We start from the raw sequence: 26,362 nt of genomic DNA on the forward strand, positions 1-26,362 counted from the left end.
CCGGCCCTGAAGGGGCCTTGTCCTCAATCGCCGGACGGGCTGGGGGTGCGGGCCTGCGCTGGGGAGTACGGCCTGTCGGAAATCCCTCGACAACAACCCCCACCTCGTCCGAATACTGGGATGCTGGAGCCTCGTGTTCGGACGGGGTGGGGAGCCGGGAATCGTGGGAGACAGAGTGCGGGTGGTCATCGCCGAGGATTCAGTGCTGCTGAGAGAGGGCCTGACCCGGTTGTTGACCGACCGTGGGCATGATGTCGTCGCCGGTGTGGGTGACGGGGCCGCGCTGGTCAAGACCATCACCGAGCTCGCCGAGCAGGACGAGCTTCCGGATGTCGTCGTCGCGGATGTGCGGATGCCGCCCACCCACACCGACGAAGGGGTCCGGGCCGCCGTACAGCTGCGGAAGTCGCATCCGGAACTCGGTGTGCTCGTGCTGTCGCAGTACGTCGAGGAGCGGTACGCGACCGAGTTGCTCGCCGGGTCCAGCCGGGGTGTCGGATACCTGCTGAAGGACCGGGTCGCCGAGGTGCGGGAGTTCGTGGACGCGGTGGTGCGGGTGGCCCAGGGGGGTACCGCGCTCGATCCGGAGGTCGTGGCCCAGCTGCTGGGCCGGAGCCGTAAGCAGGACGTGCTCGCCGGGCTCACTCCGCGGGAGCGCGAGGTGCTGGGGCTCATGGCGGAGGGCCGGACCAATTCGGCCATCGCACGGCAGCTCGTCGTGAGTGACGGCGCCGTCGAGAAGCACGTCAGCAACATATTCCTGAAGTTGGGGCTCTCCCCCAGCGACGGCGATCACCGGCGTGTTCTGGCCGTTCTGACCTACCTCAACACCTGACCGCCTGACACCCTGTCAGCGTCGGGGCAGGAAATCGTGACAAGTCCGGGCGTCGAACCGTCTCAAAATGGCGTCCATCATGCGATCGGGCCAGGGAAGGCCACCCTTACCGACGTACTGTTGATCCTGGGAAGGTCCGCGGGAGGGCCGCTCCCAGGCCGCCGCCTCGAAGGAGGTCCAGTTCAGTGACCAGCCAGGTCAGCAGTCCAGCGGACAGTTCAGCGGAAAAGGCCGGCTCAGACGTCGGAGCCGTCGTGGGAGAGCAGCGCAATCCGGCGGGCGTGAAGGACGTACGACGCCTCGATCGGGTGATTATCCGGTTCGCGGGGGACTCCGGGGACGGTATGCAGCTCACGGGGGACCGCTTCACCTCCGAGACGGCGTCCTTCGGGAACGATCTGTCCACTCTGCCGAACTTCCCCGCCGAGATCCGAGCGCCCGCAGGAACCCTGCCGGGCGTTTCCTCGTTCCAGCTGCATTTCGCCGACCACGACATCCTCACGCCCGGGGACGCGCCGAACGTGCTCGTCGCGATGAACCCGGCCGCTCTGAAGGCGAACATCGCCGATGTGCCGCGCGGCGCGGAGATCATCGTCAACACGGACGAGTTCACCAAGCGGGCCATGCAGAAGGTGGGATACGCGGGCTCGCCTCTGGAGGACGGCTCGCTCGACGGGTACAGCCTGCACCCGGTGCCGCTGACCACCCTGACCGTCGAGGCGCTGGGCGAGTTCGCGCTCTCCCGCAAGGAGGCCGAGCGCAGCAAGAACATGTTCGCGCTGGGCCTGTTGAGCTGGATGTACCACCGGCCGACCGAGGGTACCGAGAAGTTCCTGGCCACCAAGTTCGCCAAGAAGCCCGAGATCGCCGCCGCCAACCTTGCGGCTTTCAGGGCTGGTTGGAACTTCGGGGAGACCACCGAGGACTTCGCGGTCAGTTACGAGGTCGCGCCGGCCTCGGCCGCGTTCCCCACCGGCACCTACCGCAACATCTCGGGGAACCTGGCGCTGTCGTACGGACTCATCGCGGCCGGTCAACAGGCCGATCTGCCCCTGTACCTGGGCTCGTACCCGATCACGCCGGCCTCGGACATCCTGCACGAGCTGAGCAGACACAAGAACTTCGGTGTCCGCACCTTCCAGGCCGAGGACGAGATCGCGGGAATCGGGGCCGCGTTGGGCGCCGCCTTCGGCGGGTCGCTGGCCGTCACCACCACCTCCGGGCCGGGCGTGGCTCTGAAGTCCGAGGCGATCGGGCTGGCGGTGTCGATGGAACTGCCCTTGCTGGTCATCGACATCCAGCGCGGCGGGCCCTCGACCGGTCTGCCGACCAAGACCGAACAGGCCGACCTTCTGCAGGCCATGTTCGGCCGCAACGGCGAGGCCCCGGTCCCGATCGTGGCCCCCTGCACCCCCGGCGACTGCTTCGACGCGGCCATCGAGGCCGCCCGTATCGCCCTCACCTACCGCACCCCGGTCTTCCTGCTCTCCGACGGGTACCTCGCCAACGGCTCCGAGCCCTGGCGTATCCCCGAGGTCGACGAACTCCCCGATCTGCGGGTGCAGTTCGCCCAGGGACTCAACCACACCCTGGACGACGGCACCGAGGTCTTCTGGCCCTACAAGCGGGACCCGCAGACCCTCGCCCGGCCCTGGGCCATCCCCGGTACCCCCGGGCTCGAACACCGCATCGGTGGCATCGAGAAGCAGGACGGCACGGGCAACATCTCCTACGACCCGGCCAACCACGACCTGATGGTCCGTACCCGTCAGGCCAAGATCGACGGCATCGACGTACCGGATCTACTGGTCGACGAGCCGTCCGGGACGGCGAACACCCTTGTCCTGGGCTGGGGTTCCACCTACGGGCCGATCACCGCGGCGGTACGCCGGCTGCGCGCGGCCGGGGAGCCGATCGCGCAGGCCCATCTGCGCCACCTCAACCCGTTCCCCCGGAATCTCGGTGAGGTGCTGCGGCGTTACGACAAGGTCGTCATCCCCGAGATGAACCTCGGCCAGCTCGCCACGCTGATCCGGGCGAAGTACCTGGTGGACGCCCACTCGTACAACCAGGTCAACGGTATGCCGTTCAAGGCCGAACAGCTCGCCACGGCTCTCAAGGAGGCCATCGATGGCTGAGACGTCCACGGAAGGCGCCGGTACCGGCTCGATCGAGGCACTCACTCTGGTGCCCAAGGCCGAGGCCAGGCAGTCCATGAAGGACTTCAAGTCCGACCAGGAAGTGCGCTGGTGCCCCGGCTGCGGGGACTACGCGGTCCTCTCCGCCGTGCAGGGCTTCATGCCCGAACTGGGGCTGGCGAAGGAGAACATCGTCTTCGTGTCCGGGATCGGGTGCTCCTCCCGCTTCCCGTACTACATGAACACCTACGGGATGCACTCCATCCACGGCCGCGCCCCCGCCATCGCCACCGGGCTCGCCTCCAGCCGCCGCGACCTGTCCGTCTGGGTGGTCACGGGCGACGGCGACGCGCTCTCCATCGGCGGCAACCATCTGATCCACGCCCTGCGGCGCAACGTGAACCTCAAGATCCTGCTCTTCAACAACCGGATCTACGGGCTGACCAAGGGCCAGTACTCGCCCACCAGCGAGGTCGGCAAGATCACCAAGTCGACGCCCATGGGGTCGCTGGACGCCCCCTTCAACCCCGTCTCACTGGCGATCGGCGCCGAGGCCTCCTTCGTCGCCCGGACCGTCGACTCCGACCGCAAGCACCTCACCAGCGTGCTGCGCGAGGCCGCCGCCCACCCCGGTACCGCGCTCGTGGAGATCTACCAGAACTGCAACATCTTCAACGACGGCGCCTTCGAGGTCCTCAAGGACCGCCAGCAGGCCGAGGAGGCGGTGATCCGGCTGGAGCACGGGCAGCCGATCCGGTTCGGGGCCGACGGCGGCAAGGGTGTCGTACGGGACCGGGCGACCGGCGACCTGAAAGTGGTCGCCGTCACCGCCGAGAACGAGGGCGAGGTGCTCGTGCACGACGCGCGCTCCGCGTCCCCGACCACCGCGTTCGCGCTGTCCCGGCTCGCCGACCCGGACACCCTGCACCACACGCCCATCGGCGTCTTCCGTTCCGTCGACCGGCCCGTGTACGACACACAGATGGCCGAGCAGCTCGACACGGCGATCGTCCAGAACGGCAAGGGCGACCTCGGCGCGCTGCTCGCCGGCGGGGACACCTGGACCGTCGTCGGATAGGCGTTCGGCCGGCGTTACGTGCGACTACCTGGCCCGGGCCTTTTCGGTCCGGGCCTCGTCGTAGGTGCGACGGGCCTCGTCCACGTCCGGCATGCGCTCCGCCGTCCAGAGGGCCAGGGCCCGGACCTGGGCGGCGGCCTCGCGGCCGAGGTCGGTGAGCGAGTAGTCGACGCGCGGCGGGATGACCGGCTTCGCGTCCCGGTGGACCAGGCCGTCGCGCTCCAGCGTCTGGAGGGTCTGCGTCAGCATCTTCTCGCTGACCCTGCCGATGGCCCGGCGCAGCTCGCTGAAGCGGTACGGGCGCTCCAGCAGCTCCATGAGGACCAGCACCCCCCAGCGACTGGTGACGTGCTCCATGACCACACGGTGCGGGCACATGGCTTCGGACACCATCCCGGTCCCGGTTTTGGTCCCCGTCTCGGCTCCGCTGTTCACTGCTGCGCTTACTCCCATGTAAGTACCTTACTTTAAAGTGGGTACTTTCCAAGAGTTAGCGCTTCTCCTAAGGTTAGTGCCAGCCCGCACCCCACAAGGAGATACGCAATGAGCATCGTCGTCACCGGAGCCACCGGCCACCTCGGTCGTCACGTAGTCGAGCAGCTGCTGGAGAAGGTTCCGGCCGACCAGATCACCGCCGTCGTGCGCGACGCGGACAAGGCCTCCGGCTTCGCGGCCCGCGGCGTGAAGATCGCGGTCGCCGACTACAACCACCCGGAGACCTACGACGGCGTCATAGCCGCCGGCGACAAGGTGCTGCTCATCTCCGGCAACGAGTTCGACAAGGGCCGCGTCGGCCAGCACAAGGTCGTCCTCGACGCCGCCAAGGCCGCGGGCGCCGCACTGTTCGCGTACACCAGCGCCCCGGGCACCCTGACGGCCGCGCTCGCCGACGACCACAAGGGCACCGAGGCGGCGATCCTCGAGTCCGGCGTCCCGTACTCCCTGCTGCGCAACGGCTGGTACAACGAGAACTTCACCGAGCAGCTCGCCGTCGCCCTCGAGCACGGTGTCACCCAGGCCGCCGGTGAGGGCCGGGTCGCCTCCGCCGCGCGTGCCGACTACGCCGCCGCCGCTGTCGCGGTGCTGACCGGCGAGGGCCACGAGAACTCGACGTACGAGCTGAGCGGCGACACCGCGTGGAGCTTCGCCGAGTACGCGGCCGAGGTGTCCAAGCAGTCCGGCAAGGACGTCGCCTACAACGCCGTCTCCGCCGAGGTCCTCACCGGCATCCTCGTCGGCGTCGGCCTGCCCGAGGGTTTCGCCTCGATCCTCGCGGGCGTGGACGTCTCCATCGAGCAGGGTCAGCTGGCCGGCACCCCGGGCGACCTGTCCCGTCTGACCGGCCGCCCGACCACGCCGATCGCCGAGTCGATCGCCGCCGCGCTCAAGGCCTGATCTCCACCCCGCCCCCTACCCCTCGGGGGCGCGCACTCCCCCGTCACGCCCCCGAGGACGCCCCACCCCCGCCTGTCATGACCGTATGGCGATACGAGCATGACAGGCGGGGGCGCTCGGCGTTACCGTCGTGGACGCACGTCCATGTGCTGATGTGCTGGTACGAGGGGAGACGCGGGTGTCCGGCAAGCCGACGAACGAGCAGCGCACAGGTCTGCTGAACGGTTTCGCGGCATACGGGATGTGGGGCCTCGTCCCGCTCTTCTGGCCCCTGCTGAAGCCGTCCGGAGCGGTCGAGATCCTGGCCCACCGGATGGTGTGGTCCCTGGCCGTCGTGGGCGTCGTCCTGCTGGTACTGCGCCGCTGGGCCTGGGCGGGCGAGCTGCTGCGGCAGCCGCGCCGGCTGGCGCTGATCACGGTCGCCGCGGGGTTCATCACGGTCAACTGGGGCGTCTACATCTGGGCCGTGAACACCGGGCACGTGGTCGAGGCCTCGCTCGGCTACTTCATCAACCCGCTCGTCACCATCGCCATGGGCGTGTTCCTGCTGAAGGAACGGCTGCGCCCTGTGCAGTGGGCGGCGGTCGGCGTCTGTCTGGCCGCCGTGCTCGTCCTGACCATCGGCTACGGCCGGCCGCCCTGGATCTCCCTCTGCCTGGCCTTCTCCTTCGCCACGTACGGCCTGGTGAAGAAGAAGGTCAACCTCGGCGGGGTGGAGTCGCTGGCCGCAGAGACCGCGGTGCAGTTCCTGCCCGCGTTGGCGTACCTGCTGTGGCTGGGCGGCCGGGGCGAGGCGACCTTCGGCGCGCACGGAGCCGGGCACGCGGCCCTGCTCGCGGCGACCGGGATCGTGACCGCCCTCCCGCTGGTCTGCTTCGGCGCGGCGGCGATACGGGTGCCGTTGTCGACGCTGGGCCTGCTCCAGTACCTGGCCCCCGTCTTCCAGTTCCTCCTGGGCGTCTTCTACTTCCACGAGGCCATGCCTCCGGAGCGCTGGGCCGGGTTCGCGCTGGTGTGGCTCGCCCTGGTCCTGCTGACGTGGGACGCGCTGCGGGCGGCCCGGCGGGGAGCGCGGGCACTCAGGGCGGGGGCCGGCCCGGTCCTCGTACCGCCCCTGGTGGAGGCCCCGGTGGAGACCACGGAGGACGTACGCCGCTGACCGCGGGGGACGTACGGCGGTCGCGGAACGGGCGTGGAGCGGGCCGCTGTCAGTGCGGCACGTTATAAGTGGTTTCCATGACACAGACACCCGCACAGCAGGCCCCCACCCCCGTGCACTGGAAGCTGGTCATCGACTGCGCGGACCCGCACGCGCAGGCCGGCTTCTGGGCGGACGCGCTCGCCTACACGGTCGAGGACCACAGCGCGCTGGTCGGACGCCTGCTGGGCCTCGGCGCCGTACCGGCCGAGCTGACCGTGGAGTCGCACGGCCGCCGCGCCTGGCGGGACCTGGCCGCCGTACGGCATCCCGGTGATCCGTACGAGGAGGAGAGCGGGACCGGGCTCGGACGGCGTCTGCTCTTCCAGCGCGTGCCGGAGCCGAAGGCGGGCAAGAACCGGCTCCACCTCGATCTGCACCCGGGCCCGGACCGGCGCGCGGCCGAGGTCGAGCGGCTTACGGCGCTGGGGGCGAGCGTGCTGCGGGAGGTACGGGAGGCGGGCGGCGAGTGGGCGGTGATGACGGACCCGGAGGGGAACGAGTTCTGCGTGCACTAGTCCGGCTCCGGCCCGGGCATCCTTCAGGCAGACTCATATTGGTCATGTCCATGTTCATCCGGTATGCGAACTCCCTGTCCAGATAGCGCTCTTGACGAACCGTTAGCCAGAGCTTCACCATCCAGGCACCTATTCGCTGTGGAATCCCTGTCGATTCCCAAGGAATTCGGAGCCCCCCACATGAAGCTCTCGGTTCCCGGACGCGCCACAGCCACCGCTGTCGCCGTCACCGTGCTCGCCACCACCGCGCTCCTCAGCACGAGCACGGTGGCCGGCGCGACCCAGGCCCCCGACTCCGCACCGGCCGTCACCCTCGCCGCCGCACCCGACCTGCCCCTGGCCAACGTCAAGGCGCATCTGACCCAGTTGCAGTCCATAGCCACCGCCAACGGCGGCAACCGGGCGCACGGCAGAACCGGTTACCGCGCCTCGCTCGACTACGTGAAGGCCAAACTTGACGCGGCCGGATTCACCACGACCATCCAGCAGTTCACCGCGTCCAGCCGTACCGGCTACAACCTGATCGCCGACTGGCCCGGCGGCGACACCAACCAGGTGATCATGGCCGGCTCGCACCTCGACAGTGTGACCGCCGGCGCCGGTATCAACGACAACGGCAGTGGTTCGGCCGCCGTCCTGGAGATCGCGCTCGCCGTCTCCCGGGCCCAGTACCAGCCGACAAAGCATCTGAGATTCGGCTGGTGGGGAGCGGAGGAACTGGGCATGGTCGGGTCCAAGTACTACGTCAACAACCTCTCCTCCGCGAACCGTTCGCGCATCAAGGGCTATCTGAACTTCGACATGATCGGCTCACCGAACCCCGGCTACTTCGTCTACGACGACGACCCGACCATCGAGCAGACCTTCAAGGACTACTACGCGGGCATCGGTGTCACGACCGAGATCGAGACCGAGGGCGACGGCCGCTCCGACCACGCGCCCTTCAAGAACGTGGGCGTCCCCGTCGGCGGTCTGTTCAGCGGCGCCGACTACACCAAGACGGCGGCGCAGGCGGCCAAGTGGGGCGGTACGTCGGGCCAGAGGTTCGACCGCTGCTACCACTCGTCCTGCGACACGACCGCCAACATCAACGACACCGCCCTCGACCGCAACAGCGACGCCGCCGCGTACGCCGTGTGGGAACTGTCGGAGTGACCCACACGTTTCCGTGACCCAACTCCCCCGTACCGCACTGCCGATGGCGTCGTACGCGTGCCAAAATCTGTAGTTCGGTACGGGGGAAGGAACGTTTCATGCGCGCTACGAGTGCGGGTACGAGAGTGCTGGTGACCGTCGTGGCGGGACTGGTCCTCGCCGGTTGCGGCGGGTCGGCGCCGGAGAAGAGCGCCGATGCCCGGGACTCCCACGAGGACGGCCAAGTGGTGCGCCCGCTTGCCGAGTTGACCGTCCCCGCCGCCTACGACGGCGCCCGCGGCTGGGATCAGGAGCTGGCCTGGGTGCCGAAGGGCGCGGAGACCGTGCCCGTCGCCGTCGCACCCGGCTCCGGCACCGTCGCCTACGTGGTCGCCGACCAGGCGGAGACGTACGTGCAGACCCGCAAGGCCACGACGGGCAAGGTCCTGTGGACCAGCGCCCCCTGGGCCCCGCCGGGGACTCTGGACGACCTGGCGGGCTACGACCCCGCCGCCACCGCGCCCGCCTCCGTGATCCCCGTCAGTTCCGGCGGGCGGGAGTACTTCGTCGCGTGGGCGCACGGGCTCGCCGGCAAGGACGAGCTGCACGACGGCAAGGAGATCGTCCAGATCGCGGTGTACGCGGCCGACGCCTCCGGTGACGCGGTCGCTCCGCTCCGCACTGTCGACGTTCCCGTGACGGCCACCGACGGCACCGCCCAGGGCGAGGCCCTCGTCCGGGACGGAGGCGCGGGCCGGGCACTCGTCAACTGGGCCGAGGGCAACCAGGGCCGTGCGGCGGCCGTCGACGTCACCAGCGGCAAGGTGTCGACGTGGGACGAGGAGACCGAGCCGGTCGTCGGGTTCGGCGGCCAAGGGCCCGTGACGAATGTTTCCGACGGCGGATTCGGCGTACCCGGCGGCTGGTCCAGCAAGGGCGTGGCCCCCGAGGGCTCCGCCGAGACACGGGACGACGGCGTCGGCACCGACCTGGTCAACGGCACGGCCGAGACGCTCGTCGACGGCAAGGTCGTCGCCTCCTGGATGCCCGCGGGGGGCGACAGCGGTGACGGTTACGAGGAGGCCGTACGGACCGTTCACGACGCCACGACCGGCAAGGCCCTGCTGCGCGCCGAATGCCGCTACCCCACGCTCACGCAGATGCTCGACACGGATGACACTGTCCTCGGCGACCGGGTCCTGTCGTCCGTCTCCCCGAGCGGCCGCTATCTGGCCTACGGCTGGATGCTCTTCGACATCCAGAAGGGCAGCGTGGCCTGCCTCGCCAAGGGCGGGGGCGGGGACGACGGCCGCAAGGACATGGTGATCGACTCCGTACGCGACGACGGCACGGCGTACGGAACCGTCGTGGGCTCGAACCCGCGCGTCGCCGTCGAGATCCCGGCCTCCACCGGCATCCCGAAGGCCCTGCCGGCCGGGACCGAGGTACCCGCGTACACACCGGTCGGTGCCGGTGTCTTCCTCACCTGGATCGAGGGCGGCGGGATGCTGGTCTCGGGGCGCGTGGAGGGTTGAGCCCGGTCGGAGGGGGCTTCGCGGATCTCACGGTCCCCGAGATCGCCGCCGCCGTACGAGTGCGGGAGGTGACCGCCGTCGAGGTCGTCACAGCCGCGCTCGCGCGGATCGACGCCGTGGAGCCGGAGTTGTGCACGTTCGCGGAGGTGTGGGCCGAGGCGGCGGTACGGAGGGCGCACGAGGTCGACGTACGGGTCGCCGCGGGTGAGCGGTTGCCGCTGGCGGGCGTTCCGATCGCGGTCAAGGGACGGTACGGGGAGCGGGCGGTGGACGCGGTACGGCTGGCCGCCGCCGGGTGCGTACCGTTGGGCGCGACGTCGGTACCCGCTCCCGGCTTCGGAACTCCCTGGCAGACATGGGGACTTGGCGCCGGAGGCCGGACGGTCAACCCCTGGCGGGCGGACCGGGTGCCCGGCGGTTCGTCGGCCGGGGCCGCGGCGGCGGTGGCGGCGGGCCTGGTCCCCCTCGCGACCGGCGCGGACGGGGCCGGGTCCATCCGTATCCCGGCCGCCTGGTGCGGAGTGTTCGGCCTCAAGTCGACGAACGGGCGTCTGCCGCATCCCGACCGGACGGGGCTGAGCACGGTCGGGGCGGTCGCTCGACGTGCGCAGGACCTGGGGGCGTACTGGCGGTGCGTGACCGGGGTCGCGACCGAAGCCGAGGTCGGGATCGGGGTCGGCGCGGTGGAGGAGGCGGGCGGCGGCGACCGGACATACGCGCGCCGTCCCCTCACCGCCCTCTGGTCCGACTCTCTCGGGTTCGCCGGCACCGATCCCGGGCCCGCCCTCGTCGCGCACGGGGCCGCACTGCGGCTCGACGGTGCCGGAGTCGTACGGCTGCTGCCGCCGGGCGACGTCTTCGTGCACCTCGACGACCCGGGACCGGCCTGGCTGGCGCTGCGCGCGGCGGACGCGAGCACAGGCACAGGCACAGGCACAGGCACAGGCACAGGCACAGGCACAGGCAACGGTGGCGGCGGCACGGCGACGGCGTACCGGGTGCGGGAGGTCAACGACCGGCGGCTGGCGGAGCTGTTCACCCGCGCCGACCTGCTCCTGACCCCCACCACCCCGAACCCTCCGCACGGCCACGAGGGCCCGGGCGACCGGTACTCGACCGCGCTCACCTGGGCGTTCAACCTCAGCGGGCACCCGGCGGCGAGCATTCCCGCGGGCTTCGGACCGGACGGCTGCCCGGTCGGGCTCCAAGTGGTGGCCCGGCATGGCGAGGAGGCGGTGCTGCTCCGGGTCATGGAGGAGGCCGAGACACAGGCAGGGCTACGGGCAGCTCGGGCGCGCTAACTGGCACTGGCACTGGGCGCATTTGAATGCGTGTGCATATACTGGCGTACGCGCATAGTCGTCACGCGCACGTTCTGCCGTATGCGCCCATGCGCCCATGTGCCCGATCACCCCGCACTCCGACCCCACTCCGACCACACCGGAGGCCGACCATGCACCGCAGTTTTCTCTTCCTGCTCGGCAGCAGCCGTAGCGAGGGCAACACCGAAGCGCTCGCCCGCCGGGCAGCCGAACAACTGCCCACCGACGTCGAGCAGCGCTGGCTGAGTCTGGCCGAGCATCCGCTGCCCGAGTTCGAGGACCTGCGCCACGACGCGGATCACGCCCGGCCCACCGGAGACAACGCGGCCCGCCTGCTCGACGCCACGCTCTCCGCCACGGACATCGTGATCGTCTCGCCGCTGTACTGGTATTCGGTGTCCGCCCCCGTCAAGCGCTACCTCGACCACTGGTCCGGCTGGCTGCGCACCCCCGACCTGGACTTCCGGGCCACCCTCGCCGGGCGGACGCTCTGGGGCGTCACCGTCCTCGCGGACCCGGATCCGACGGTCGCCGACCCGCTGGTCGGCACTCTCGGCAACTCGGCCGCGTACATGGGGATGCGGTTCGGCGGGGTGCTGCTCGGCAACGGCAGCAAGCCCGGTGACGTACTGAACGACACCGACGCGCTCACCCGCGCGAAGACGTTCTTCGACCCGGGGTTCAGGCCGTGACGTCCTTCGTCGTGAAGCGTGCCCAGGCGGCCGAGCCGAACACGGCCGCGTACACGGCCTGGATGCCGAGGTTCTTCACCAGGTCGTCCCAGTAGACCGGTTCGCGCATGAGGTCGGCGAAGGACAGCCAGTAGTGGGAGAAGAAGTACGGCTGAAGCGCGTGCAGTTGGGGGATCTGGTCGAGGATCTGGACGGTGATGAGCAGCCCGACGGTCGTCGCCATCGCCGCGATGCCGCTGGTCGTCAGGGTGGAGATGAACAGGCCGAGCGCCGCCACACCGATCAGTGACGCGGCGACGACCAACGCGATCAGCAGTGCCCGCCCGAGTCCCTCCGTGAAGCTGATCCTCGTACCGGAGATCGTCATCAGATCGCCGAGCGGGAAGAGGAACGCGCCGACCGTGAACGCCGAGACCGCCACCACCAGCGTCGCCACCAGGCAGAACGTCAGCGTGGTCGCGTACTTGGTGAGGAGCAGGCGGGTGCGGCCGGCCGGGGCGACCAGGAGATAGCGGAGCGTGCCCGCGCTCGACTCGCCGGCGATCGCGTCGCCCGCGATGACCCCGATGGCCATCGGCAGGAAGAAGGGGAGGGTCGCGGCCAGTGCCGTGAACACCAGGAACAGACCGTTGTTGCTGATCTGCGAGATGAACGCGGGTCCGCCTCCGCCGGGTTCGGCCGAGGAACCGTCACCCGTCTCGATCTTGACCGCTGTGCCGACGAGGATCGGTACGGCGGCGAGTACGGCGAGCAGTGCGAGGGTGCGCCAGCGGCGGAAGGTGGTGAGCAGTTCGCTGCCGAAGAGAGAGCCTCGGAAGGTTGTTCGGCGGCCGACGGTCCGATGTGGCTGATCGCGCCGCTCACCGCGCCGTTCCTCGTGCCCCTTTGGGACGCTCGTCTCAGCCCGCGACATCGAAACCCTCCCCCGTAAGCGCCACGAACGCGTCTTCCAGGGACGCCCGTTCGACACCGAAGCCCCGGACGCGGATGCCCGCTCCGACCAGTGCGGCGTTCAGCTCGGCCAGTTCACGGTCGCGGTGCGGCACCTCGCCGGTCACCCGGTCGTCGGTCACCACCACGTCGCCGACGCCCTGTTCCTTGAGCACCCGGGCCGCCTCCGCCGAATCGGGCGTCGTCACGACCAGTCGGCCACGGGCCCCGGCGGCCAGCTCGGCGACCGCGCCCTGGGTGATCAGCCGGCCCTGCGCCATCACGGCCGCGTGCGTACAGACCTGCTCGATCTCGTCGAGGAGGTGAGAGGAGAGAAAGACGGTGGTGCCGTCCAACGCCAGCTCCCTTATCAGGGAACGGATTTCGCGCATCCCCTGCGGATCGAGCCCGTTGGTCGGCTCGTCGAGGACGAGCAGTCGGCGCGGCTGGAGCAGTGCCGCCGCGAGGCCGAGCCGCTGCTTCATGCCGAGCGAGTACGCCTTCGCCTTCTTGCCGGCGGCGGCCGCCAGGCCCACCCGGTCCAGCGCCGTCGCCACGCGCGCTCGCCGGGTGCGCGGATCGGCGGTCGGGTCGGCGGCGTCGTACCGGACGAGGTTGTCGCGGCCGGAGAGGAAGCCGTACAGCGCGGGGCCCTCGATGAGCGCGCCGACGTGGGGCAGGACGGCGCGGGTGGCGCGGGGCATCGGCCGCCCCAGCACCCGCGCCGTGCCCGACGTCGGCTCGATCAGGCCCATCAGCATGCGGATGGTCGTCGTCTTGCCGGAGCCGTTGGGCCCGAGGAAGCCGAAGACGCTGCCCGCCGGGACGGTGAGGTCGAGAGCGTCGACGGCGAGCTGTCCGCCGCGGTAGCGCTTGGTGAGGGCCCGGGTGACGATGGCCGCGTCGTCACCCGGGGGCGCCTCCGGCGGCTCCGTGGCGGACGGTTCCTCCATGGGCTCCCTCAATCGTCATGCGCGTACGACGGTTCCCATACGGGAGTTACTCGGCCGCGTTCGCCGCCTTGACCAGGGCGTCCTTCGTGACGGCGCCGACGTAGAGCTTGCCGTCGTCCGTCATCAGGGCGTTGATCAGGCGGGTCTTGTAGACCGTGCCCGAACCGAAGTCGCCGGTGACCTTGTCGCCGAAGGAGTCGAGGAAACCGCCGAAAGCACCGGCGTCGGACGAGTCGCCGCCCGACGGCATACCGCCCTCGGCCCCCGAGCCGAACGTGAGGATGGAGTTCCAGCCCTCGCCGATGACCTTGCCGCCGTCGCCTTCGAGCCCGTCCGCCGACCCAAGACCCTCAGGTCCCTTACGGTCGCCGTCGAACTCCTTGCCGAACTCCTTGCCGAAGTCCTTGTTGCGCTCCTTGCCGGGTGCCTCCTCGGCCTTGCCCGCGCCCTCCTCGGTGACCTTCGTGCCCTTGGGCGGGGTGAAGTCGAAGGTCGAGGCGGCGGGCTTGGCGAAGTCGACGTCGACGAAACCGGCGTCCACGACGGCGGCACCGCCGCTCGCCGGGGTGAGCGTGAACTTCAGCGGGGTCCCGGTCTTCGAGTCGACGGCGATGCTGATCGCCCCGACCGTGGACCCGGACGCCTTCGGCTTGATGACCAGCTTGTAGGCGTCCCGGCCGGCGACCTGGGCGGTGCCGTCGACGGTCACGGAGGTCGTGCTGTCGACCGCCTTCAGTGCCTCCTGAGCGAGGTCCCCGGGCGTGGCACCCGTGTCGCCGCCGGGCAGGAGCTGGTCCTTGCCCTTGCTGCCGCCCTTGTCCTTGCCGCTCTCGGACGCGGGGGCCGTCGTGTGGTACGCCTCGTTCGACGCGCTGTCGTACGCCCACACCTCGTCGCCGTTGTGGATCACGCTGTACTCGGCGGCCTTCTCCAGCAGCGACAGCTTCTGCTTGTCGGGGCCGTCCGCGGCGACGCGGATCGTGTGCGTGCCGGACGCCAGTGCGAGGAGCTTGCCGCTCGGATCGGCGGCCGAGCCCGAGCCGTCGGAAGCCCCGCCGAGGCCACCGCCCGACAGAAGCCCGCTCTCCAGGCCACCCAGGTCGGGCAGGCCCAGATCCGTACTGATCTTCACCGTGCCGGACAACTGCTGTACGTCCGACGCGGCGATCTTCTCGATGAGCTGCTGCGCGCTGATCTTCGGCAGATCGGGGTCACCGGAGCCGGCGAACGCCGGTACCAGCCCGATCGTCGCGACCGTCAGACCGATCACCGCGGCCGGAGCGGCGTACCGCGCGGCCTTGCGGCGCCGGGACGGTACGTCCTCGGCCTCGATCTCGGCCTCGATCCGGTTCCCGGCCTTGGCCTCTTCGTACGGTGCCATGTGTGCCTTACCTCCGTCGTCGGCGGCGGCTGTCCGTCCCACACTTGTCCACCCTGAGCCGCCATTCTCACCCGAACCGGTGAGGAGTGGTTGGTTTCCATCTCACCAAATCGACGAGGAGGAATCGTCAGACCTTGGGCTCAACTCCGTGTACTGCTACGGGATGACATGAGGAGGCGCAGCTTCCCCCGACCCCTAGGGGGCCGGTGCCCCGCCCCCGCCCCCGGCGGCGGCGGCGGGACGGGACGGGACGGGACGGGACGGGTGAGCGTGGCGGAGGCGAGCGCCTCAGCCGGCCCGGTGCACCACCGCGTCGCACATCTCCACCAGCGCGGCCTTCGCGTCGCACTCCACCAGCGGCGCCAGCGCGGCACGCGCGTCCTCCGCGTACCGCACGGTGTCCCGCCGGGCCTGCTCCAGCGCCGGATGCGCCCGCAGCCGGGCCAGCGCCTCCGCGTGCCGGGCGTCGTCACTCAGGTCGGAGTCCAGCAACTCGCACAGCGCGATGTCCTCGGCCAGCCCCAGCCGGGCCACCCGCTCCCGCAACCGCAGCACGGGCATCGTGGGAATGCCCTCCCGCAGATCCGTCCCGGGCGTCTTGCCCGACTCGTGGGAGTCGGACGCGATGTCCAGCACGTCGTCCGCGAGCTGGAAGGCGACCCCGAGCCGCTCCCCGTACTGGGTGAGCACGTCCACGACACCGTCGTCGGCCCCGGACATCATCGCCCCGAACCTGCAGGCCACCGCCACCAGCGACCCGGTCTTCCCGCCCAGCACGTCCAGATAGTGCTCGACGGGGTCCCGGCCGTCCGACGGCCCCGCCGTCTCCAGGATCTGCCCGGTCACCAGCCGCTCGAACGCCTCCGCCTGCACCCGGACCGCCTCGGGCCCGAGGTCGGCGAGGATGTGCGAGGCACGCGCGAACAGGAAGTCCCCGGTGAGGACCGCGACGGAGTTACCCCAGCGTGTGTTGGCGCTGGGCACACCGCGGCGCACCTCGGCCTCGTCCATGACGTCGTCGTGATACAGCGTCGCGAGGTGGGTCAGCTCCACCACCACCGCGGACGGCACGATGCCCGGCGCGTGCCGGTCCCCGAACTGTGCCGCGAGCATCACGAGCAGTGGCCGGAACCGCTTCCCGCCCGCCCGTACGAGATGCTGCGCGGCCTCCGTGATGAAGGGGACCTCGCTCTTGGTGGCTTCGAGCAACCCTTCCTCGACAGCCGCCAATCCGGCCTGGACATCGGCTTCGAGAGCCTGGTCCCGCACGCTCAGCCCGAACGGCCCGACGACGGTCACGAGGGATCTCCTGTCTGCTGGTGTCTACTGGCGGTCACACGGTGTGTCGATAGATCGCTGCCATCACTCAAGTCAGCGTATCCGGTCACGTTTCGATCACCGCTAGCGCCCGCCCGTCCAGGCCAGGCGCTATCGGATCACGACCAGAATGTTTTTGATCAGTCCAAAGCATGGACATTTATAAACATCCCGCGCCCCGCAGGCGAGCACCCACGCGCATACGTCACCTCATCCCCACCGTTCACCGCGACCGTCACCACAACAACGTCACGTGCCGCGCCAGAGGTTCCGCCTCCCAAAACGCCTCGCAACATGTCGCACCACCACGCAACGGACATGAGCATTCAAGAAGCATCAAATCCCCCAAAAACCATGCCCATCCCGCTCTCATCACGACTACCCCCGCTCCGTGATTCGAGTCACGCCCACGAGCGACCCTCTCCACCCCGACTTCGCAAACTCCCCATTCACAAAAGGCAAGTTGCCTTCCGTGAGCCATTCCCTACTTGCCCCTTTTATCCGTAATGGGCATCCCAAATGGGTAAGTCCTGCATTTCTGCCCCTTGTTCGATGCATGTGCTCTCGCATACGTTTCGCGCCACACCGGGCGGACCGCCGAATCCTGCCACCGCCCGCAGAGCAGCAACCCCACCCACCCACATGACTCACGCAGGCAGGAGCGGGGGACCCAGGTAAGCCGCCGGTCCGGGCGTTCACGCCGGAGCGGCTAGGGGTGAAGTCGTGCGCCGACCGCGCGCCCGGCCGGGCATCTCCCGCCCGAACCCGACAGCTCACCTCGCAGGCGCCGGAGAGGACTCACCATGCCCGCACGAGGTCAGCACCAGCGCGCGAGAACAGCCCGCCGCCCCTTCAGGCTCACGCTCACTCGCACGATCGCCATCAGCGGGACGGCCGCCGTAGCCCTGGCCCTCCCCTTCGTGACCGCGACAGCTGCATCGGCCGCCCCGTCGGCCACGTCGTCCACGACGACGTACTACGCGAACAACCTGGACGGCTGGATCCGCGAATCGCTCGACATCATGGCGCAGCACGGCATCCCCGGAACGTACGACGGCATCTACCGCAACGTCATCCGCGAGTCGTCGGGCAACCCGTACGCCATCAACAACTGGGACTCGAACGCGGCAGCCGGCACCCCCTCCAAGGGCCTCCTCCAGGTCATCGACCCGACCTTCGCCGCCTACCACGTCGCCGGCACCTCGTTCGACCCCTACGACCCGATCGCCAACATCACCGCCGCTTGCAACTACGCGGCGGCACGCTACGGATCGATCGACAACGTGTTCGGCGCCTACTAGTCCACCCCGGGGCCAGTAGCCGCTCAGGCCCGGGTCCGGTAGCCCCAGGTCCGGTAGATCCGGGCCTGGGCGGCCCGGAGGGAGAGTGGGCCGGAGCGCTGGTGGCCGGGCCGACCCCGGGACTACCGGACCGGCCCACCCCCGAACAACCGCTCCAGCACCACCGCGATGCCGTCGTCCTCGTTCGAGAGGGTGACCTCGTCCGCCACGGCCTTGAGCTCGGGATGGGCGTTGGCCATGGCGACTCCGTGGGCCGCCCAGTCGAACATCGGGATGTCGTTGGGCATGTCACCGAAGGCGATGGTGGCGGCCGAGGTCAGCCCCAGATACTCGGCGGCCAGCGCGAGCCCCGTCGCCTTGGTGATGCCGCATGGCTGGAGTTCGACGGTGCCCGGCCCCGACATGGTGACCGTCGCCAGGGAACCGACCGCTCCGCGCGCCGCCGACGCCAACTCGTCGTCGGACAGGGACGGGTGGCGCAGCAACACCTTGCTGATGGGTTCGGCCCACAGGTCGTCCCGGTGCGGCACCCGTACGGCGGGCAGCGTGGGGTGCGGCATCAGATACCCCGGCTCGATGAGCGTGAGCCCGTCGACACCGTCCTGATCCACAGCGGCGTACACCTGCCCGACCTCGGCCTCGATCTTGCCGAGCGCGGTCTCCGCCAGCTCCTGGTCCAGCGTCACCGACCACAGCAGACGGTCCGCGCCGGCGTCGTACACCTGCGCCCCCTGCCCGCACACCGCGAGCCCCCCGGCACCGAGGTCGTCGAGCAGCGGCCGGACTCTCGGCGCCGGCCGTCCCGTCACGACCAGATGCCGGGCGCCGGCGGCCGTGGCGAGCGCCAGCGCGGCCCGCGACCGGTCGGAGAGCGTGTCGTCGGCACGCAGAAGCGTTCCGTCCAGGTCGGTGGCGATAAGCGCGTATGCGGTGGGAGCGGCCATGATCCAGAGAATACGGATCGTTCGGCCCATCGGTCTCCGTCCGAACCGGACGACGTTCGGCCTCCCGCCCGCAACACCCCCATCGCCCACGCCAGTTCCTGCCACAGCCACTCCCGCCCCACGGGCACAGACGCCGCTGCGGGCACTGGCACGGGCGCTGCCGCAGGCACTGGCGCAGGAGGACGGGGGGACACGACGACGCGGTACAGCGAGCCGCCGGTTCACAAGATCGAGCACGCCCCGCATTGACCCACGGGACCAGAACCCGAGCCCTACCCGTGTGCCGCCGCCAGATGCCCCGCCAGCCGCGGTGACGCGAACTCCGTACCGCACACGAACCGCATCACCGGCCCGTACGAAGCGGCCGCCGGCAGCCCCGTGAAGTACAGCCCGGGCACGGAGGACACGTACCCGGCGCCGAGCCTCGGCGTCCCCCGGCTCACCGCCAGCTCCGTACGCAGCTCATGCCCGAGGAAGTCCATCGCGGCGAGGTCGACGCGGTAGCCCGTCGCGGCTATCACATGGTCGGCCGACAACTCCCGAGTACGTCCGCCGGGTTCCTGGACAGTCAGCACCGGCTGCCCCCCGACGAAGCCCACCCCGCTCCCCGAACCGTCCCCCTTCAGCGCCCCCTTGGCTCCCTGCGCGACCTGCGCGCCTTCCGTCTCAGCCGCCCCCGCGACCTCCATACCCCTCGTAACTGCCGTGGCTCCCGTGGCTCCGGCCCGCACAATCCGTGCGACCTCGCTCACCTGCACCTTGCCCTCGAACCGGTCGCGCAGCCACCACGCACCGAGCGGTCCGAGAACCCGGCGGACCAGGTAGTGGCGGGCCCGGGCCGGGAGGTAGCGGTAGGGGTGCGGATAGTAGGTGAGGGCCCAGAGTGACCACGCGTTGCCGAACGGCGACCCGGGCCGCAGCCTGGGCTGCTGCCAAGGGGGCGCGCCGAAGGCGACGCGACCGCTCCCCCGGGACACCACCCGCACCCGTGCTCCCGCCTCCGCGGCCAGCGCCGCCGTCTCCAGCGCGGACTGGCCCGCCCCGACGACTATCAGCTCCCTGCCCGCGAACCGGCCGAGGTCGTGATGCTGCGAGCTGTGGGACACCGGTCCCGTGGGCGAGGGACCGTCCGGTGCCGCGGTCGCCAGCTCCGGGGGCAGATGCGCGAGCCCTGACAGCCCCGTCGCCACGACCACCGCCCTTGCGGTGAACAACTCGCCCGAATCCAGCTTGAGTTCGAAGCCACCTTCGCTGCCGTGACTGCTCCTGCCCCCGCTGCCGTGGCTGCTACCGCCTCCGAGGCCCGTGTCCTTGGGCCGCCGGTCCACGGACACCACCCGCACCCGCTCCAACTCGGGCACGAGCCGCTGCTGGAACCACTCGCCGTACGCGATGAAGGTCTCCACCGGGATGATGTCCTCGTCGGTGACCAGCCGGGGCGCCCCCACCGCGTCGCAGTAGTCCACCAGGGTGTGACCACGCTGCGGGGCGTCGATGCTGGAGGCCGCCGGTGTGGATTTCAGGAGCATCCCGGCGGGCATGTGGTCCCGCCAGCTCACCATGGGCTCGCCGAACACTCTCACCGGGATGCCACGCGCCCGCAGATGCGCGGCAGTGGACAGGCCGAACGGTCCCGCGCCGATAATCGCTACTGGATGATTCACGAAGTCCCTCCCCAGGACGCTGCTTCGCCACTTCGTGTTGCTCTGTGCTCACTGCCACCCGCACCGCACCCGGACCCGGACCACATTCACACTCCGACCCGCGCCGGCAGCTCCGGCTCTCAGCCGGCGCCGCCGCCACGACGGCTGGTCCGCCACAGCTGGTACAGGTGCTTCGCGCCCGGCCGAACGAACCGGGCGAGCATCGTGAGGAACGGCAGCGGGTCGTCACCCGCGAGCCAGGCCAGTTCCGTCCCGCTCGCCCGGGCCGGCGCGTGCGGCGTCGTGTAGCCGCTGCGTCGGTAGGCGAGGAGGGCGGGCAGGTCGATGTTCTCCACGATGTACCGGTGCCCGGCGCGCTGTTCCCCCTCCGGAACGGCACGCCCGGTCAGATCGAGATGCATGGCCCGGACGACGTCTACTCCCGACTCGCTCTCGAAGAGCCGGAACTGGGCGCCCATCCGTGGGTTGAAGTCGAGGAGTTTGTACTGTCCGTCGCGCCGGTCGAAGCGCAGGTCGAGGTCGATGATTCCGGTGAAGCCGATCTGTTTGATGAAACGTGCGGCGAGGTCCGCGAGTTCCGGATTGTCGACGACGTACGCATTTGCCGTCATTCCCGCGTGCGGCGGCCAGGACCGGACCTTCACCCCCGTGAAGAGCGCCCTCGGATTCGAGTCCACGTCGAAGTAGGCGTGGACGATCCAGTCCTCGGCCTCCTCCCGGGGCAGGTACTCCTGAAGAATCACGCCGGGACGCTCACCCCAGTCGCGGGCCAGGGACAGCAGCGCCTCCCGGCTCGCGATGCGCGTGGTGCCGTTGACGGCGGGCCGGACGCGCCGCACGAACGCTTCCCGGTTCTTGGCCACCACCGGGAACCTGGCCGTCCGCGCGAACCGCTCGATGTCGTCGTACGACTGCGGAAAGGCGGCGGACGGAGTCGGTATGCCGTGCTCCACGCACAACTCGTGCAGCCCCTGCTTGCTGGCGAGCCGACGCGGCAGCCCCGCCTCCACGCGCGGGAAGAGAAACGCGCCGCCGAGTTCCTCCTGCCGCTCGGCGATCAGTACGGCCGCCTCCTCGTCCGTGGGAACGAGGACAGCGGGACGCCCGATCCGCTTCCCGATCCGCAGCAACCCCTCGACCAGCCGGTCCGGTTCCTCGGTCCCGGTGGTCGGCCAGACGAACGCGCGCCGCAGATAACGCGACGAGGCCGCAGGCGTGTAAGGGTCCTCGGTGATCGCGTACATCGGAACGCCCAGCCGTCCCAGACTGCGGATGGCCCCGACGCCTCCGTGATGCAGTGGATAGTCACCGAACTTCACGATCAGCGCCGGCACGGCATGGTCGGCCGAAAACGGCACACTGCTGTTCCTGGCCACGGGTCCCCCCACGTGTCCCCCCCTACGGACCGGACCCACCCCGTCCGTGTCCCCCCAAAGGACGCTAAGCCGGAATCACCTACTCCGGACAACACTTATCCGGACATTACGAACTCTTTAGGCACTGGGAACACTGCCCTGAGCCGGCGACTCACCCGTAACCTGTGGCGCGAACACATGGCCACACGAGAGCGAGGCAGCACCCCATGCCCCCCTTCGATGTCCCCGAGGGCGACCCCTTCGGCCCGCACAACCTTCCGTACGGCGTCTTCTCCCCGGCCGGCTCCACGGAACGCCGGGTCGGCGTCCGGCTCGGCGACCATGTCCTGGACGCGGGCGCGGCCGCCGCCGCACTCGGCTCCCCCTATACATCCGTACTGGCCCGCCCGACTCTCAACCCCCTTCTCGCCGCCGGTCGCACGACCTGGTCCGACATTCGACGTGCCCTCACCGCCTGGGTCACCGTCCCGTCCCACCAGGACACGGTCGCCCCGCTCCTGCACTCCCTCTCCTCGGTGACGCTGCACCTCCCCTTCGAGGTCGCGGACTACGTCGACTTCTACGCTTCCGAGAACCACGCCCGGAACGTCGGCCAGATCTTCCGTCCCGACGCCGCGGACTCCCTGACCCCCAACTGGAAGCATCTGCCGATCGGTTATCACGGCCGCTCGGGCACGGTCGTGGTCTCCGGCACGGAGGTCGTACGCCCCTCGGGCCAGCGCAAGGCCCCCACCGACCCGGCTCCGATCTTCGGTCCGTCGGTCCGCCTGGACATCGAGGCGGAGGTCGGTTTCGTGGTGGGCACGCCGTCGTCCATGGGCAACCCCGTGGCCCTGTCCGCCTTCCGGGACCACGTCTTCGGCCTCTGCCTCCTGAACGACTGGTCCGCCCGCGACATCCAGGCCTGGGAGTACGTCCCCCTGGGCCCGTTCCTCGGCAAGTCCTTCGCCACGTCCGTCTCGGCGTGGATCACGCCGCTGGACGCCCTGGAGGATGCCCGACTCGCCCCGCCCGCCCGCACGCACCCGCTGCTTCCCTACCTCGACGACGCCGAGGAGGAGCCCGGCGGCTACGACCTGCGTATCTCCGTCGCCGTGAACGGGCACACCGTCTCGGAGCCCCCCTTCTCCACCATGTACTGGACGGCCGCCCAGCAACTCGCCCACATGACCGTCAACGGCGCCTCCCTGCGCACCGGCGACCTCTACGGCTCGGGCACGGTCAGCGGCCCCACCGAACGGGAACGCGGCTCCCTCCTCGAACTCACCTGGAACGGCACCCGGCCCCTGGACCTCCCCACCGGCAAGCGCACCTTCCTGGAGGACGGCGACGAGGTCACCCTCACCGCCTGGGCTCCGGGCCCGAACGGCACCCGCGTAGGCCTGGGCGAGGTGACGGGCAGGATCACTCCGCCGAGCTGAGCCGAACGCCGGGGAACAGCGAGCGGGGCGCGCTGTGTCCGACGCGGACCCGGAGGAACCGACGTCTCCAGCCCCGCCAGGCGTCGGCGCCCGAAGGGGCGACAACCAACGCGGGCTGATGCCGGTCCCGGCTCGGAAGCCCGCCCGGTCGCCTCCCTTGCATCGAGGCATCCAGCCCGCAGGCCCCCGGGGCTCGGGCTTCCAGGGATCCGGGGCTCGACCCCCTACATCCAGTCCTCCGGCTCGGGCTCCATCTCCATCTCGGGCCAGTCGTCCGGGCCCGTCCGGTCCGGTCCCGGCCCCGATCTCACGCCCTCGCCGTCACCGACCGCGGAGCTGGGTGCCACCCCCGCCCCGGCCCCGGTCTCCGGCGCCCCGCCCAGCGCCGCGAGCGCCTTCAGCACGCCTTCGCCGTACGTGACGAGCTTCTTCTCGCCCACCCCGCTGATTCCGCCCAGCTCAGCGACCGACTGGGGCCAGACGCTGACGATCTCCCTGAGCGTGGCGTCGTGAAAGATGACGTATGCCGGAACCCCCTGCTCACGGGCCTGTTCACCCCGCCAGGCCCGGAGGGCCTCGAACGCCGGCTGCAGTTCCGTGGGCAACTCGGCCACGGCTGCCTTCGCCTTCCGCTCACCCCGGCCGCCGCCGGCCGACCGCGAGGTCGCCGCCTTCTTCGGTTCCTTCCGCATCGGCACGTCCCGCTCGCGCCGCAGCACCGATCCGCTCTCCTCGGTCAGCACGAGCGTCCCGTACTCCCCCTCGACCGCGAGGAGCCCCTGCGCCAGCATCTGCCGTACCACCCCGCGCCATTCGCCTTCCGCCAGCTCCTCCCCGATGCCGAACACGGAGAGCTGGTCGTGGTCGAACTGGATCACCTTCGCGGTCCGCCGGCCCAGCAGGATGTCCACGATCTGCACCGCGCCGAACTTCTGCCGCCGCTCACGCTCCAGCCGCCACACGGTCGACAGCACCTTCTGCGCGGCGACCGTGCCGTCCCATGTGTCGGGCGGCACCAGGCAGGTGTCGCAGTTGCCGCAGCCGCCCGGCTCCGGGTCCTGGCCGAAGTAGGCGAGCAGCTGACTGCGCCGGCACTGCACCGTCTCGCACAGTGCCAGCATCGCGTCCAGGTGCGCGGCGGACCGGCGCCGGTGCGCCTCGTCACCCTCACTGCCCTGGATCAGTTTCCGCTGCTGTATGACGTCGTTCAGCCCGTACGCCATCCAGGCCGTGGACGGCAGTCCGTCGCGCCCCGCGCGGCCCGTCTCCTGGTAGTAGCCCTCGACGGACTTGGGCAGGTCGTAGTGGGCGACGAACCGAACGTCGGGTTTGTCGATGCCCATCCCGAAGGCGATGGTCGCGACGACGACGAGTCCGTCCTCCCGCAGGAAGCGGGACTGGTGCGCCGCGCGCGTACCCGCGTCCAGTCCCGCGTGGTACGGCACCGCCTGCACACCGTTGGCGGACAGGAACTCCGCCGTGCGTTCCACGGAGTTGCGCGAGAGGCAGTAGACGATGCCGGCGTCGCCCGCGTGCTCCTCCTTCAGGAAGGACAGCAGCTGCTTCTTGGGGTCCGCCTTGGGCACGATCCGGTACTGGATGTTGGGCCGGTCGAAGCTCGCCACGAAGTGACGGGCGTCCGGCATGCCCAGGCGCTCGGTGATCTCCTGGTGCGTCGCGTGCGTGGCCGTCGCCGTGAGAGCGATCCGCGGGACGTCCGGCCAACGCTCGCCCAGCAGCGACAGCGCCAGGTAGTCGGGCCGGAAGTCGTGCCCCCACTGCGAGACGCAGTGCGCCTCGTCGATGGCGAAAACAGCGATCTTTCCCCGGGAGAGCAGATCGAGGGTCGACTGCAGACGCAGCCGCTCCGGAGCCAGGTACAGGAGGTCCAGCTCGCCGGCGAGGAACTCGGCCTCGACCACCCGCCGCTCGTCGAAATCCTGCGTGGAGTTCATGAACCCGGCCCGCACGCCGAGTGCCCGCAGTGCGTCCACCTGGTCCTGCATCAGCGCGATCAGCGGCGAGACGACGATCCCCGTACCCGGTCTGACCAGGGACGGAATCTGATAGCACAGCGACTTGCCGCCGCCGGTCGGCATGAGGACGACCGCGTCGCCGCCGGCCACCACATGCTCGATGACGGCCGCCTGCTCACCGCGGAAGGAGTCGTACCCGAAGACCCGGTGCAGCGTGGCCAGCGCCTCGCTGTCCTCCGCCGCGGCCGACACCGCGACTGTTCCCAGCCCCTCGTCCGCTTCCGTCATCACACCCGACCCGCCCATCACGCTCATCGCGCTCATCGTCGTGTCCCCCGTACGTCGCGCCTCGACCACTGCGTCCACCATAGGGGCCCGCACCGACAGCCCCGGAGTTATCCACAGGCCGCGCCCGCCCCACCTCGTCCGTGTCGCCGGGCCCCTGGGCCGAGCCGGGGTGTTCAGCCCAATGGGCCCCTTCGCGTGGCGCCCCCGAACGGCCCGGGACACGCTGCTCGGGCGGGACGAGGGGAGGCCCGCACAACGGACCGGCGCCCCGCGCGCCTCTCGGACCGGCGCTTTCCAGGTGCCTCTCCCGCTCAAGGAGTCCCCACATGCCCCGCCGCCGGCTCAAGCTCACTGTCGCCCTCGCCACGGCCGCCGCGTCCCTCTCCCTGGCCGTCGCCCCCGCGCACTCGGCGCCGAGCGACCCCGTCGACCCCACGGTCTGGACCGAGCTGGCCAAGACGCTCGCAGCGACGGCGAAGTACCAGTACACCCCGACCGCCGTCACGGACGGCTACAAGCCCGCCTTCTGCTCGGCCCACCCCACCCTCGGCGGGATGGGCTTCCACTACATCAACGAGAAGCTCTACGGTTCACTCGATCCAGCGAAACCGGCCGCTCTGCTGTACGAGAACAGGGCCAACGAGGACTGGATGGACGAGGTCTCCGACGCGAGCTGGGTCGACGACCTCGACTCGCTGGACGGGGAGGGCCCCGCTGTCACCGCCCCGAGCGCCGCCACCGACTCGCGCAGGCTCGTCGGCGCGGAGTGGATCGTGGTGGACAAGGACCAGAATCTGGCGACCGACGACGATCGCCCCAGCCTGTTCGGGGTGCCCTTCGACGGTCCGATGCTCGGCCACGAGCCCGGCATGCCGATCCACTACGACCTGCACGTCTGGCTCTGGAAGAAGAACCCCAGCGGCATGTTCGCCCGCTGGAACCCCACGGTGACATGCCCGACCCCGT

General features: G+C 70.1%; 22 protein-coding genes. 13 read left to right on the forward strand and 9 right to left on the reverse strand.

Features of this window, described 5'->3' with window-relative positions; genetic code table 11:
* The first annotated feature begins 175 nt into the window (after positions 1-175).
* The 3 genes from STRTUCAR8_RS20935 to STRTUCAR8_RS20945 all read left to right on the forward strand — a co-directional run bounded on the left by STRTUCAR8_RS20935 (position 176) and on the right by STRTUCAR8_RS20945 (position 4,051).
* On the forward strand, positions 176-835 hold the full coding sequence (locus STRTUCAR8_RS20935; RefSeq protein ID WP_044472577.1) for a LuxR C-terminal-related transcriptional regulator: 660 nt from the start codon (positions 176-178) through the stop codon (positions 833-835).
* Positions 836-1,020: 185 nt separating this feature from the next.
* A complete protein-coding gene (locus STRTUCAR8_RS20940; RefSeq protein ID WP_006377883.1) occupies positions 1,021-2,973 on the forward strand; it encodes a 2-oxoacid:acceptor oxidoreductase subunit alpha in 1,953 nt (650 codons plus the stop codon).
* Positions 2,966-4,051, forward strand: coding sequence for a 2-oxoacid:ferredoxin oxidoreductase subunit beta (locus STRTUCAR8_RS20945; protein ID WP_006377897.1), 1,086 nt, complete (start codon positions 2,966-2,968; stop codon positions 4,049-4,051). The genes STRTUCAR8_RS20940 and STRTUCAR8_RS20945 overlap by 8 nt, the downstream gene beginning before the upstream one ends.
* Positions 4,052-4,075: 24 nt before the next feature.
* On the opposite strand, the gene STRTUCAR8_RS20950 is transcribed toward STRTUCAR8_RS20945, so the two are convergent.
* Positions 4,076-4,444: a winged helix-turn-helix transcriptional regulator gene (locus STRTUCAR8_RS20950; protein WP_006377881.1), complete on the reverse strand. Its 369-nt coding sequence runs from the start codon at positions 4,442-4,444 to the stop codon at positions 4,076-4,078.
* A 150-nt stretch (positions 4,445-4,594) separates the two neighbouring features.
* Between STRTUCAR8_RS20950 and STRTUCAR8_RS20955 the strand changes: the two genes are divergently transcribed.
* The 7 genes from STRTUCAR8_RS20955 (at position 4,595) to STRTUCAR8_RS20985 (ending at position 11,845) form a co-directional block, all read left to right on the forward strand.
* Entirely contained in the window at positions 4,595-5,446 is an 852-nt protein-coding gene (locus STRTUCAR8_RS20955; RefSeq protein WP_006377878.1) for an NAD(P)H-binding protein, read from the forward strand.
* A 241-nt stretch (positions 5,447-5,687) separates the two neighbouring features.
* A complete protein-coding gene (rarD, locus tag STRTUCAR8_RS20960; RefSeq protein WP_407705460.1) occupies positions 5,688-6,605 on the forward strand; it encodes an EamA family transporter RarD in 918 nt (305 codons plus the stop codon).
* A gap of 77 nt (positions 6,606-6,682) precedes the next feature.
* Positions 6,683-7,162 (forward strand): VOC family protein, encoded by a 480-nt coding sequence (locus STRTUCAR8_RS20965; RefSeq protein WP_044472580.1) that lies wholly within the window; start codon positions 6,683-6,685, stop codon positions 7,160-7,162.
* 180 nt (positions 7,163-7,342) lie between these two features.
* On the forward strand, positions 7,343-8,317 hold the full coding sequence (locus tag STRTUCAR8_RS20970; protein WP_006377892.1) for a M28 family metallopeptidase: 975 nt from the start codon (positions 7,343-7,345) through the stop codon (positions 8,315-8,317).
* A 98-nt stretch (positions 8,318-8,415) separates the two neighbouring features.
* The gene (locus tag STRTUCAR8_RS20975; protein WP_006377889.1) at positions 8,416-9,831 is read left to right on the forward strand and encodes a hypothetical protein; all 1,416 of its coding nucleotides are present in this window, start codon (positions 8,416-8,418) and stop codon (positions 9,829-9,831) included.
* A complete protein-coding gene (locus STRTUCAR8_RS20980) occupies positions 9,828-11,132 on the forward strand; it encodes an amidase (RefSeq protein ID WP_006377894.1) in 1,305 nt (434 codons plus the stop codon). Before STRTUCAR8_RS20975 ends, STRTUCAR8_RS20980 begins: the two co-directional genes overlap by 4 nt.
* 152 nt (positions 11,133-11,284) lie before the next feature.
* Entirely contained in the window at positions 11,285-11,845 is a 561-nt protein-coding gene (locus STRTUCAR8_RS20985) for a flavodoxin family protein (protein WP_006377888.1), read from the forward strand.
* Here the strand turns inward: STRTUCAR8_RS20985 and STRTUCAR8_RS20990 are convergent.
* The 4 genes from STRTUCAR8_RS20990 to STRTUCAR8_RS21005 form a co-directional block, all read right to left on the reverse strand.
* Positions 11,835-12,758, reverse strand: coding sequence for an ABC transporter permease (locus STRTUCAR8_RS20990; protein WP_006377893.1), 924 nt, complete (start codon positions 12,756-12,758; stop codon positions 11,835-11,837). The genes STRTUCAR8_RS20985 and STRTUCAR8_RS20990 overlap by 11 nt on opposite strands.
* On the reverse strand, positions 12,745-13,728 hold the full coding sequence (locus tag STRTUCAR8_RS20995) for an ABC transporter ATP-binding protein (RefSeq protein WP_006377886.1): 984 nt from the start codon (positions 13,726-13,728) through the stop codon (positions 12,745-12,747). Before STRTUCAR8_RS20995 ends, STRTUCAR8_RS20990 begins: the two co-directional genes overlap by 14 nt.
* A 46-nt stretch (positions 13,729-13,774) precedes the next feature.
* Entirely contained in the window at positions 13,775-15,109 is a 1,335-nt protein-coding gene (locus tag STRTUCAR8_RS21000) for a LolA family protein (RefSeq protein ID WP_044472579.1), read from the reverse strand.
* Between the two features lie 288 nt (positions 15,110-15,397).
* Positions 15,398-16,408: a polyprenyl synthetase family protein gene (locus STRTUCAR8_RS21005; RefSeq protein WP_006377887.1), complete on the reverse strand. Its 1,011-nt coding sequence runs from the start codon at positions 16,406-16,408 to the stop codon at positions 15,398-15,400.
* An 821-nt stretch (positions 16,409-17,229) separates the two neighbouring features.
* Here STRTUCAR8_RS21005 and STRTUCAR8_RS21010 point away from each other — a divergent pair.
* Complete coding sequence (locus tag STRTUCAR8_RS21010) at positions 17,230-17,727, forward strand: transglycosylase SLT domain-containing protein (RefSeq protein WP_006377884.1); 498 nt, start codon at positions 17,230-17,232, stop codon at positions 17,725-17,727.
* A 122-nt stretch (positions 17,728-17,849) separates the two neighbouring features.
* On the opposite strand, the gene STRTUCAR8_RS21015 is transcribed toward STRTUCAR8_RS21010, so the two are convergent.
* From STRTUCAR8_RS21015 to STRTUCAR8_RS21025, 3 genes are all read right to left on the reverse strand, one after another.
* Positions 17,850-18,671, reverse strand: coding sequence for a Cof-type HAD-IIB family hydrolase (locus STRTUCAR8_RS21015; RefSeq protein ID WP_044472581.1), 822 nt, complete (start codon positions 18,669-18,671; stop codon positions 17,850-17,852).
* 272 nt (positions 18,672-18,943) lie between these two features.
* On the reverse strand, positions 18,944-20,335 hold the full coding sequence (locus tag STRTUCAR8_RS21020) for an NAD(P)-binding domain-containing protein (protein ID WP_006377890.1): 1,392 nt from the start codon (positions 20,333-20,335) through the stop codon (positions 18,944-18,946).
* A gap of 119 nt (positions 20,336-20,454) precedes the next feature.
* Entirely contained in the window at positions 20,455-21,693 is a 1,239-nt protein-coding gene (locus STRTUCAR8_RS21025) for a carboxylate--amine ligase (protein ID WP_006377895.1), read from the reverse strand.
* A gap of 224 nt (positions 21,694-21,917) precedes the next feature.
* Between STRTUCAR8_RS21025 and fahA the strand changes: the two genes are divergently transcribed.
* Positions 21,918-23,132 (forward strand): fumarylacetoacetase, encoded by a 1,215-nt coding sequence (gene fahA, locus STRTUCAR8_RS21030; protein WP_006377879.1) that lies wholly within the window; start codon positions 21,918-21,920, stop codon positions 23,130-23,132.
* Between the two features lie 224 nt (positions 23,133-23,356).
* Here fahA and recQ read toward each other — a convergent pair whose 3' ends face one another.
* Positions 23,357-25,414: a DNA helicase RecQ gene (gene recQ / locus STRTUCAR8_RS21035; RefSeq protein WP_044472582.1), complete on the reverse strand. Its 2,058-nt coding sequence runs from the start codon at positions 25,412-25,414 to the stop codon at positions 23,357-23,359.
* Positions 25,415-25,722: 308 nt separating this feature from the next.
* Between recQ and STRTUCAR8_RS48775 the strand changes: the two genes are divergently transcribed.
* The coding region (locus STRTUCAR8_RS48775; RefSeq protein ID WP_006377880.1) for a hypothetical protein at positions 25,723-26,362 on the forward strand (640 nt) is incomplete at its 3' end.

Origin of the sequence: Streptomyces turgidiscabies Car8 (assembly GCF_000331005.1) — a bacterium.
GTDB lineage: Bacteria > Actinomycetota > Actinomycetes > Streptomycetales > Streptomycetaceae > Streptomyces > Streptomyces turgidiscabies.